Annotated in this window: 8 protein-coding genes and 2 pseudogenes; 1 reads left to right on the forward strand and 9 read right to left on the reverse strand. The window is 59.4% G+C overall.

Going from position 1 to position 11221, the window contains the following annotated elements:
- The coding region (locus tag SB786_RS34880; protein ID WP_410731380.1) for a hypothetical protein at window positions 1-324 on the forward strand (324 nt) is incomplete at its 5' end.
- Between the two features lie 1204 nt (window positions 325-1528).
- On the opposite strand, the gene SB786_RS34885 is transcribed toward SB786_RS34880, so the two are convergent.
- The 9 genes and pseudogenes from SB786_RS34885 to SB786_RS34925 form a co-directional block, all read right to left on the reverse strand.
- Window positions 1529-2902 carry an HdeD family acid-resistance protein gene (locus tag SB786_RS34885; protein WP_410731381.1) on the reverse strand — a complete coding sequence of 458 codons (1374 nt, stop codon included), beginning with the start codon at window positions 2900-2902 and terminating at the stop codon, window positions 1529-1531.
- A 72-nt stretch (window positions 2903-2974) separates the two neighbouring features.
- On the reverse strand, window positions 2975-3763 hold the full coding sequence (locus SB786_RS34890; protein WP_410731382.1) for a DUF4105 domain-containing protein: 789 nt from the start codon (window positions 3761-3763) through the stop codon (window positions 2975-2977).
- Between the two features lie 261 nt (window positions 3764-4024).
- Window positions 4025-4802 (reverse strand): annotated as a pseudogene (locus tag SB786_RS34895) (SDR family oxidoreductase).
- A 764-nt stretch (window positions 4803-5566) separates the two neighbouring features.
- Window positions 5567-7510, reverse strand: a complete 1944-nt coding sequence (locus SB786_RS34900; protein ID WP_410731383.1) for a clostripain-related cysteine peptidase — start codon at window positions 7508-7510, stop codon at window positions 5567-5569.
- A 281-nt stretch (window positions 7511-7791) separates the two neighbouring features.
- Window positions 7792-8196 (reverse strand): YbaK/EbsC family protein, encoded by a 405-nt coding sequence (locus SB786_RS34905; RefSeq protein WP_410731384.1) that lies wholly within the window; start codon window positions 8194-8196, stop codon window positions 7792-7794.
- Between the two features lie 333 nt (window positions 8197-8529).
- A pseudogene (gene tnpC / locus SB786_RS34910) lies at window positions 8530-10005 on the reverse strand (IS66 family transposase).
- A 62-nt stretch (window positions 10006-10067) separates the two neighbouring features.
- Window positions 10068-10415 carry an IS66 family insertion sequence element accessory protein TnpB gene (gene tnpB, locus SB786_RS34915; RefSeq protein WP_410731385.1) on the reverse strand — a complete coding sequence of 116 codons (348 nt, stop codon included), beginning with the start codon at window positions 10413-10415 and terminating at the stop codon, window positions 10068-10070.
- Window positions 10416-10461: 46 nt separating this feature from the next.
- Window positions 10462-10785 carry a transposase gene (locus SB786_RS34920; protein WP_410731386.1) on the reverse strand — a complete coding sequence of 108 codons (324 nt, stop codon included), beginning with the start codon at window positions 10783-10785 and terminating at the stop codon, window positions 10462-10464.
- Window positions 10786-10876: 91 nt separating this feature from the next.
- On the reverse strand, window positions 10877-11221 hold a 345-nt coding region (locus SB786_RS34925; RefSeq protein WP_410731387.1), incomplete at its 5' end, for a lyase family protein.

The raw sequence follows: 11221 nt of genomic DNA on the forward strand, positions 1-11221 counted from the left end.
GGAAAACTTGCTTGGCTTCTTGTTCATGGCTCCATTCTCTCAAGAGTTGGAGCCTCCACAAAATCCGGTGCGGTTCAAATAGCGGATCAGGAAGAGCTTCAGGCCGTCCCGCTGTATGGTCCGGGTCGCGACTGGCAGGAATCGGACCAAGAACTTCAGTTCAGCATCCGGTTGGGTTGGCAAGCATCGAGAATCCGCTGCTCGCCATGTTTCCTGCCACTTCTGCGCGGGCTGAAGTCCCAGCAAACCGCGGTGGAGGCTGAAGTGATAACGCCTGCCGATCTCCACAGCCAGCCACTGCTCGAACTGCTTCAACGTGAGTGAAGCTGTCTTTTCGGCTTGCCGTGCCTTGCGCCCTTTGACTGACGATCCAGTCGAACCAGGCAAGCCACGCACCCGCTCCATCAAGGTCCTGTTCAGCCGCTCAATGTGACCACCAAAGTGCGGCTTGCCCACCGGCCGGTACATGAGTTCAATGCCGTACTCGCGACATCCGCTGCGAAGCGCCCGGCTTTTGAATTCGGCCGCATTATCAAGGTGCAGTGTCCGGGGGATTCCCCGCATTGGCCAGTCGGCCTCAACGCCTAGCCTTTCGAGCCAAGGCTCTTTCCGAAGTACTACGCGCGAGAGGAGTAAGCCTACTGTCGCAGCCCCCGGCCTCTCCATTGCGACATAGAATCCAAGCACGCATCTCGTAGCAACGTCGAGAGCCACAGATAGCCACGGTCGACCAATAATCTGTCCGTCCTGCTCGTTAACGAGCAGGATGTCCGCCTGCGTGTGATCAATCTGCACGATATCTAAGGGATGCTGGACCTGGAACGTGCTAGGAGCGATTGCAGCGTTCGGGAGGGCAGCCCGTGCCAAAGCATCCTGCTCGCGATATGAGAGCCACCGTCGAGCGATCGTCGACCTGCTTGGGGGCGACAGACCTGCAACGCTACAACGACGTCTCACCTCAAGTACAAGATCAGTTGCGGGATGCGCAAGTTGTCGCTGATCGGGGAGCCATTCGTGCACGGCCTCGTCGATGACGCGTTCGACGGCGGCGTCCAGTCTGCCCCCGGTCGCCCTACCCGGCTGCCTTGGCTGTAGTGCGCTGGCGACCGGATTTGCGAGAAAACGACGACGCAGGCGATATACGGTTGTGCAGTGAACGCCTAATAGCAGTGCTGCTCGTTCGGCCTGCTTGCGGGAAAGCACACCGTTGCCCAACGGTCGAAGCACGGACGCGACCTTCGCCGCTCGAGCGGCCCGCTCTTCGATCGAAGCCATATGGACCCCTACTCTTCCACGCGACACACGCGCTAGCAGTATTAAAGAACACGTGCAACGTGCTAGCAACGTTAGAGAACATCGGCACGGATTTTGTTGTAGGAATGCAACGACCATTCAGCGGCAAGCAACTTTAGAAAAAGCCTTTAACTCCGGGGCCTTTCCGCAAATTTCTGCTAGCAACGTTACTGAACACGGCTAGCGTTAATACTGAACACTTACAGCTTGATCGCGACAGGGTTCCTACGCCGCATCAATGCGCGGCGCCCGTGTCCTGTGCACGCCATGCGCGTCGCTGTTGCGACAGCCGGCCCGCGGCTACTCGTGCGGCCTTCCACCACGCGAACGGCCGCGGATCGGCGAGCATGCTGAGGGCGCGTGCATAGTCGAGGGCGAGGCCCGGCGTCCATGCCATCGTCACCGCGCGCTTGCGAATTTGCGCGGCTACCCACAGCTCGGGTGTAACGAGTACGCGCAGAAAACTGCCCCACCCGGTCCTGTCGCCGCGCAGCCTGCCGACCGCGCCATCGATCGCCGCCTCGAGCGCATAGGCAACGGTACTCGAACAGTTCCGGTGCGTGAGGTTGTAGATCGGATTCGTGCGGTAACGCTCCCAGAACGCCCGTAGCTTCGCCGGATCGTAATTACGGATCCGCACGCGCACCGTCGACGGGCACCATGCCTTCGACTCCGTCGCGTAGTCTGGTTGAAACATGCCGGGCACATCGTTTTCGCGTGTCGCGCGCAGGATGCGTCCGAACTCCGACGGCGAGCGGTCGATCTCGGCGGCGGGATATAAGCTGATATAGATCCCTTCCGGAGATTCGAGCGCCGCGTGCCCGGTCGAGATCGTTCCGTTGACGTCGACCGCCGCGATGTAGCGGTCGATCACCGGATGGTGCTGCGCTTGCGCCTTCGACGAGCCGGCCGGCGTCCACACGTGCACGGTCAACGCACGCTCGTGGTCGGCCGGCGGACCGTCCCATTCGGTGCGATCGAACTGGCTCGCACGTGTAGATGAATCGGCGTCGGGCAGCAAGGCGGACAGCCGCGACACATTGAACGCCGGATTGCGGTCGAGACGCCGCACGCGCGCGGCGAGCGCCAACATGTTCGTGCCGCCGAAGATCAGGAACAGCCCGAGACAGTACGGCAGCGTGCCCGCATAATGTGTCGGATAAGGCTGATAGAAGAACACCGCGATCAGTAGTTCAAAGACGCCCCATGCGAAGGCAGCCTTCCAGCGGCGATATCGGACGATCCATGCGGAGATGCACTGCAGCAACCCGTCGACGAGAAACAACGTCCCGAAGATCATGGACAGGATCAGGTTGCCGTGATGATGTCCGGCGAAGATCAACACCGAGGCGGCCACGACCGCGACGCCTTTCACATAACGCAGCGCGCGCTGTCCGCCGACGCCGGTCCACGCGACCGCAAGCGTCGCCAGTCCTTCGAGCAGGAACAGCCACGCGAACAACATGATCGGGAAATGCATCGCGCCGTCGAGCGCGTCGATGAATACGACGAACCCCGCGACGGCCCAGGCAACGCCGATACAGAGAATTCCCGTTGCCCGCGTGCGCAGATAATCGACGCCGAGCAATAGCATTACCAGTCGTACCATGGTTCCTTACCTCGTTGTCCCAGCCGCGACCGCGCGATCTGCGTAACGCAAACGGATGGGCGCGCATGTGCCTCATTTCCCGTGCGTCGAGGCGAGTGCCAACGACGCGCGGATCGATACGGAGAAGTCGTCGTCAATCTCCGCGCCCGGCGGACGTCGAACTAGGCTCGCCGACTTCAGCGCATCGAACGGCCTCGACGCATCGAGCAGGCCGAGATCGTGCCCGTATCGATCCGCATAGCCGCTCAGCAAAACCTTCCAGCTGTATCCGACGTCGGGCGCAACCGCCCTGATGTGACGCAAGATGTTTGTCGTGCAGTTGTTGAACAGCGTGTGGTAGAACTCAGGGCTGCGTTCGAGCGCATGCACACGGCGCAGATAATCCGCAAACAACGCGCGCGCGGTGTCGGACGTGACGTGCGCACGGAACAGATACACACGCTCCCTGCGTACGTCGCTGCGTACGCCAATCAGGTCCCGCTCATCGGCGACGACATACACGAGATCGTACAGCGGCAGGAAGCCCGCGTATGGCGAATAGCGTTGTCCGTGCCGCCGGCGTGTCTCGATCGAGATCGCGACGTATCTGCCGTCGTCCAGCCCGAAACTAACGAATACGTGCGCGATCGCTTCGGCGGTCCAGCGCGACACGATCAGATCGACCGTCGTGACCGCGTCGAGCGCGAACGTGGCATCGTAGTAGTCGGGCATACAATCGTTGCGCGTCCGGTATCGGAAGTTGCGTACGTCGCGCACGGCAACCTGCGATCCGCGCCATTCGACACGCGCGGCGCGCGAATATTCGGGCACCCAGACGGCCGGTGCCCGGGCAAAGCGAATGAGCGACGACAGCGGATTCATACCGGTCTCGTCTCGGCGTCCGGTTGCGGCACGGCGTCGCCGTCCGTGCGGAATGCGGCGCGATCACTCGAACCGAACGTGGGCCGCACGCGAGTGCGGTGAGTTGTCGTCGGTCTCATCATGTTGATCCATCGGATATGCAGCCGCCGAACGCTTCGCGATATCGACGCCGCACGATGGAAATCCGCACCCCGAACCCGCGGATCGCGCACCTCGTGTAAACGCCAGCCTCGATCGCGTACAAGCGTCGGATGCGCCGCGCTACTTCGTCGTATACCCACCGTTGATCAGGATCGTCTGACCGGTGGTCCACCAGCCGTCGCTCACCAGATGACGAATGAACGGCACGACGTCCTCGATGTCGGTGAGGGCCCGTCGTGCTGAATGGCGACAGCGCGGCGGCTGTCTTGTGATAGGCAACTGCGTCGGCGCCCTCGGCAGGGTAAAAGAACGGCGTATCCATCGGCCCGGGCCCGACGGCCGTCACGGAAATCCCGCGCGCGCCAAATTCCTTTGCCGCCGCGCGCGTGTAATGCTCGACCGGCGCCTTGGTGCCTGCGTATGCCGCATAGAACGGCGTGAACGCGCCCAGCAACGATGTGACCAGCGTGACGATCTTGCCGTTGTCGTTCACGTGCCTACCGGCTTCCCGCAGGAAGAAGAATGCCGACTTCGCATTGACCGCGCTCATTTCATCGTACTCGGCCTCCGTGATCTCGGTGAACGACTTTTTCAGCACCTTGCCGACCGTGTTGATCGCGATGTCAGGCCGCCCGATCGCCGCAATCGTGTCCGTAAACAGCTTCTCGACCTGGCCTGCCCCCGTCAGATCGGCCTGGAACGCGACCGCTTCCGCACCGGCGGCCCTGATCGCCGCGATCGTTTCGACTGCATCGGCCTTCGAGCGCTCGCTGTTGTAGTGGATCGCGACCGCTTTCGCGCCTTGTTCAGCCAAATCCCGTGCAATCAATCCACCCAGATTCTTTGCGCCGCCAGCAATCAGTACGGTCTTGCCCGCGATCCGATGATCTGCCCGAATTTCCGGAAACACGCCACCTGCATCGGTCGATGGGCAACAAAATTCCGCGGTTGATAAAAAAAGCGCCCTGGACCAGGGAATCGCACTCGCTGTAAATCGTCAACGCAGGTTGAAAACACGCACTGCTTTGAAGCAATCAGCGAGCGCAAACGTACATCGCAGTCGGCGCACCATGCGCGAGAAATCTTACACCGGGCGGCAACCGAAAATTTCCATAAAATCTTGGGAATTTTTTGAAAGCCGGCAGCCGCGTGTAGCGGAACAATCGAACCGCCGCCTAGCGAAAGGGAGGGGACTCGCACATCACCGCCACGCTCCGTATCCTCAGTCAAAAACATCGTCTTTTCACGCAGGCTCGACCGCTCATGAATGAAATCATTCGCCATCTCCAGACCACCGGGGCCATGTCCAAAGGGTACCTGGAAGCCATCGACGTCTCGAAACCGCCCAATTATCACGATGTTTTTGATTGTTGGCTCGCAACGTCGCGCTGTCGTTCCTCGAACGCAGGTTCACCCTTCCCGTATGCTTCGATCTCATGCTGCATCTGGTCAGACTTTCGAATTTCGACTTGTCGGCCCATACGTGGGACATATTCGAGGCCTTTGCATGCGGCGCCTATCGCACCGACGCCTATCCCGCCGACCTTGATCCTGCGGTCCATTACACAATACCGCGCCTGCAGGAGGTGCTGAACCTTCGCATCGGCAGTTTTTTCGCAGCGCGGACAGACCATCCGCGCACACGTCTTCGGAAAGACGTGCTTACTGAAACACGCCACATGGCTGCCCCCGAGACTGCACCACGATCTCGTCCGACAGATGTATCCGGTTCGCGAGATCGACTACGCCGAATCTAAAATTGAAATTCTGATAAAAATTTTTATCCGGTGAAGTCGGGATCGATTCCTTTTTAAACTCAACATTCATTTCACCTGGCTTCTTTATGATCTGCTTTTTATTTGGGAGCCAGTTATCATTATCCCAATACGAAGCGACCAGCTTCCATTCGTTACCAATCCACATTGTATGTCCAGCCGACGAATCCAATGTCGAAACATATTGCGACACGGCGGCGTTCCCCGATGGATTTTCCTTAACAAGCAAAAAACCGGATTCTGATCCGTTGGCATCTGTTCTTTCTACCGGTATCACATATTTCACATCACGCCCAACCTCCGGCGTGGTCGTCGGAATCATGGAAACCGGCACGCCATTGATAGTGGGGATCATGTCGTTACGATTGAACTTCATTGCTCTAAAATCTTCCGGGTCAAAGTCGACATCGCTGGCGGGGATTGACGAAGCGGTATCGATACGGAACATCGCGGTAACATAGTCGCCGTCGTCCTTGCTTCTCCAATAGGTGACCTGCGCCAGCGGCGTTTCCGTTTTCCAGGTTCCAAACAGCGAAGCATAGGAAGATACGACATCTCCGTTGCAAGCCGGCTTAGTGATGTTGATCGACACATCCAGTGCCGTTTCAAGCGCCTCGGCATAGTCGCCGACAAAATCCTGGTACCCGCCCTTCAACCATCTGAGCGACGTGTAATATTTCAGTTTATCGGTATCGTAAATCGATATAGCCGGCATGAAAATATTTAATCCGGCCACTTCTCTGCGCGCGGAACCGACTCGCTGATATACAACCGCATTTTTTATCTGCGCAGCGACGGCCGTACTGTCGGTCCCCAATGGTGGCTGCAAGCCCGTCATCCCTTTGGAAAGTTGCAACAGATCCACGACGTCCGCTTTGACGATCCAGTCGGTATAGAACGATTGTATTTTTGATCGTACATCGGCCATTTTTTTGACACTGTATTTTCCCGACCGAAGCTCATCGCCCAACTTATTGACAATCTGTAGCAACGAGTCGATCTTTTGGAGATCGATTACCGAGAAAGTAAAATCATCGGTCATCTCCGAATTTTTTTCAGCACCATTTCCCGCAGCAACGATAGAATCATAGTAAGAGTCGGCGATCAATGTCCCCAGCGCCAATCCATCCATGCCAGGATTCTTGACGAGGCCCGAAACGATCGCGGTGTAATTCCAACTGCCGTACTCGAGGTCCTCCGAGGCGGCCAGATAGCGGCCGAAGGGCTTCATCGCAGCCGCCACCTCGACGCTCGCCATCATGCAGGCATCGAATCCGATCAGATCAAATGTCGCACCGGTCGCACTTTTTGTATTTTCGAAGGCAGCAGCCAGTTGATCGAGGGACAGGTGCGAGTCCCCTTTCACCGAATATCCGAATCCATCATAGGCACCCCCATGGTCATTCAGGATAAGGGCGTAACGTCCAGCCGTGTAGGTTTTGATGCCCCATACCATAAAGTCCTGCAATGCATCCGGCTTGGTCAGATCGGCGTGCGCGGGGGCGGCGAGTTCAGTTCGCCTACCATCGGCGATGAGCCACCGCTGCGTACTCGTCCATTTGACATCGCCTTTGCTTTCAGTGCCGGCCCCGGTGGTCACGACAAACCTGACCTGATTGCCGGTGCTCGCGCTGGTCATCTGCTCCAGACTGGTCTGGGCCGATTCCGTCAAATTGGACCCGATCAGGTACACCAATACCGTGCGACTGGCCAGCCCGGACGTGTCGATTCCATTGTCTCCACCGCCACACGCATTCAGCATGAAAACGAGGAATACACTCGCAAGATACGTCAATATGGACTTGCGTATCGCTCGAATAATGGCCGACATCTTTCACCCCCGTATCCCAAGTTTATATTTCTGCTGGGCGAGTTTAGTTCGCGATGAAAATAATTTCTTTCATGAATTTTTATAAAATTATTGAAATCCCGAGCTGGTCGACCGGCGAGCGTGGGTAGCCGGCGTAGCAATATATGAATTCCGATTCCCGGAGCGCACCGAATTGACGAGTGTCGCGGTGCAAAGGCCTCGCGACGAAGCCCACGCTCGGCAGGAAGGGCAGGAGCGTGAGTTTCGCCGTGAGAGTCGCTTCTGCGCGAGCGACAAGATGTTCAGTCCCACATCCTTGCTGCGAGAGGCAGCCACTCTGCTGCGTGTTCAATGCCGCAGAGAAAGACATCGAGCCCACTTCTTGAGAGCGATACGCTCGCGTCGCACTCAAGCGGGTGGAACAGGAACATTTCCTCGTCGACCAGTTCAATGTCGATGACAAGTCGCACTCGTTTGGCTATGTCATTGACCAGTGCAAGCGGACTCAAGGAACCTGGACGAATACCCAGCAACTCGAAGAGCCTGTCCGCGGAGGCGAACGACAGACGTTTGCTGCCGAGTGTTTCGGAGAGTCCCGCCAGATCGAGCGACTTGCTGGCGGTCGTCACAACGAGGAAATAATGGCATTTTTTGTCCTGCAGCAGCAGGTTCTTGCAGCGTGCGCCCTCGACGGCAAGCGCGAGCATTCCAGACTCCGCCATGTTGACTAGCGGCTCGTGTTCCTCGCAAGTAAATGGAATCCGCCGCTCTTGAAGGAGCCGCAGTACTTCGTTTTCCCTAGCATGTTGTCGTTCATCTTCATCCGGAAGCAGAACGGCTCCGGAAGCATTCCGGAGCCGGCCCTGCTCAATGATCAGTCAGGCGTCAAGGACAGGGTACGACGCCTTGCGGATCGCGGCGACCGTCTCGTCTGGAGAAAGCAATCCCGACTCGTCCAGGATTTCGACCATCGAGCGGCCTTCGGCCATAGATTGTCGCGCAAGCGTAAGCGGCCAGCCAACCCGTCTTGACGAGCGAGTTTAGGCGACGCTCGAGAGAGGCTGCCAGTGATGCGGCAGCAGCGCGTCGATGTCGCTGGCTTTGTGGGTCGGCAAGCGTGTGAGGACGTCCTTCAGATAGGCGAGCGGGTCGAGCCCGTTCAACTGCGCCGAGCGGATCAAGCTCATGATGGCGGCTGCGCGCTGTCCCGCACGCAGCGATCCGGCGAACAGCCAGTTGGACCGTCCGACTGCCCAAGGACGGATCTGGTTTTCGACCCAGTTGTTGTCGATCGGCACATTCCCGTCATCGAGATAGCGCGTGAGTGCGTCCCAACGTTTCAGGCTGTAGTTCAGCGCCTTTGCAATTGCCGAACCCTCCGCAACGGGTTTGCGCTGTGCCACCAGCCATTCATGGAGCGCATCGCACACCGGTTTGGCGCGGTGCTGGCGAAGCCGCTGCCGTTCGTCGGCATTCAATGCCACGGCCTTCCGTTCGATGTCGTAGAGCGCGGTAAAGAACGGCAGTGCCTGCCCGGCAATCTGTCTGCTGTGGTTGGCATGCAATTCAAAGAACTTGCGTCGGGCATGGGCCGCGCATCCGATCTCGGTAATGCCGTGCTGGAATGAGGCCTTGTACCCGCTGTAGTCATCGCACGCCAGCTTGCCGTGCCAGTCCTTCAGGAACGTGCGGGCGTGCGCACCGGCGCGGCTCTCGGCGAACTCGTAGACCACCGCGCGCAGTTCGCTGAACTGAGTCGGCGTATACGCCCACCGGTACGCCCTGTGTGTCTTGCCCTTGCCGGGGGCTGAGCATCTGCACTGGCGTCTCGTCCGCGTGCAGCACACCCTGTTCCAGGATGGCCTGGCGGAGTGCATCGACCAGCGGCTGCAACTGCACTTGGCGACCAGCACCTGCGCGAGCAACCCGGCAGTGGGCACGCCCTTGTCGATCACATGCGGCGGAACCGGCGCCTGGATCAGCGTCTCGCATGCTTTGCACACCCATTTGCCGCGGATATGCCGTTCCACCGTGAACACGCCTGGCGTGTAGTCCAGTTTCTCGCTCACGTCCTCGCCGATGCGCACGCGTTCGCAACCGCACTGGCACGTCGTGCTATCCGGTTCGTGATGGATGTCGGTGCGCGGCAGTTGCGGCTGCAGCGGTGCGCGTTTCGGCTGCTCGCGTGGCCGTTCAACTCGTGTCGGCTCAAGCTGTTCGAGTTCCATCTCGACGGCAACCAGGTCGCCATCGATGGCCTCGTCGAGCAGGTTCATCTGCTCACTGTTGAGCTGTTCGCTGCGCCGGCCGAACTGCTGGCGCTTGAGGACCGAGACCTCGTGGGGGAGTTGATCGATACGGGTCTGCCGGTAGCGTAGTTCTTGGTCTCGCTCACTCGCTTCCCGCTCCTTCTCCTTGATCTTCTGGTCCTTCGCCTCGACCTCGGCTATCAGTTGCGCTGTCAGGGCGCGCAACTGTTCCGGGCTGAGTGCGTCGAGGTCGGCAGGCAAGTTCATGCGGACCAGTCTGCCAGAACCCTGCAGACGGCGGAAGCGCAACTGTTTACGTCCCTCCGGACTCAGACGACACGGATCACGCCGCCCTCGCCGATGCGTTGCCACGGCAAGCCCAGCACCAGGCCGGCGAGCTGTTCGTGCGTCAAGGCACGCTGCTTGGCTTCGCTGCCGAGGTGCGGCCAGGCGAACTGCCCCTGGTTCAGGCGTCGCGCGGCCAGCCAGATGCCGATCCCGTCGTGAATCAGGACCTTCATGCGGTTGGCGCGCCGATTGGCGAACAGATAGGCATGGTGTGGGTGAGCGGCGCCGAACACCTTGACCACACGCGCCAAGGCCGTATCGAAACCGGCGCGCATGTCCAGTGGATCGACTGCCCGCCAGCTCTCGTCGACACGGATCGCCGCAGCCACTCACGCAGCCAGGCGGCGCACTGGGTTGCCTCGGACACCGGCCAACTCACCGTGATCGACTGATCTTCCCGGCGCACCTCGATGCGGATCTCTGGCGAATGCGGACTCGGCGTTCCCAACGCCAACGGCACAAAAGCTGGCAGTGACGGTGGCGTGGCCGGAGACGGCCCAGCGGTCTCTTGGGAAGTCGACCTTCCGCTTGATCGATCCAGCGCCGCAGCAGATTCGCGTTGAGCCTGTGCTCCAGCGCGACCGCCGCAACCGATACGCCGATTCCCCGGCAGGCAGCAACCACCTGCGCTTTGAACTCCTCGCTGTAGCGTTGCCGACGACGACGCTCCGGGAGTGATTCCGATTCGATAGTGTTCACTTGTCTGCTTATTCGTTAGGTGGACACGATACTCCCAAGCGTCTCGGTCAAACTCAAGATGGGTTCGCTAGGCGCTTACGCGCAAGCTTGCTCACGCGACCCGCGAGAACCCGTCCATGTTCTGCATCGCGTCGAACGGATTCGCCGGCGCCTGATAATCAACGCCGGTGATGCCTTGGAGATGCGAGTACACGGCCGGGCGGTAACCGGCGGGCGCCCCGAACCCAGTTCCGATTGCCGTGCCCCCGAGCGGAAGCGTGCGAAGCTTGTCACGCACGGCAACAAGCTCTGCTGCCAGGCGTTCGGTCAATGACGCGTAGCCTCCGAACAACTGGCCGAGACGCATCGGCTGCGCATACAGAGGTGGCCTCGCTCGTTCGGACAGATTTCTGAGATTTTTAAGTGGAACGTCCGGGGCGATCATGCTGCCAATTTG

Source organism: Burkholderia sp. SIMBA_062, assembly GCF_046534765.1.
GTDB lineage: Bacteria > Pseudomonadota > Gammaproteobacteria > Burkholderiales > Burkholderiaceae > Burkholderia > Burkholderia ambifaria.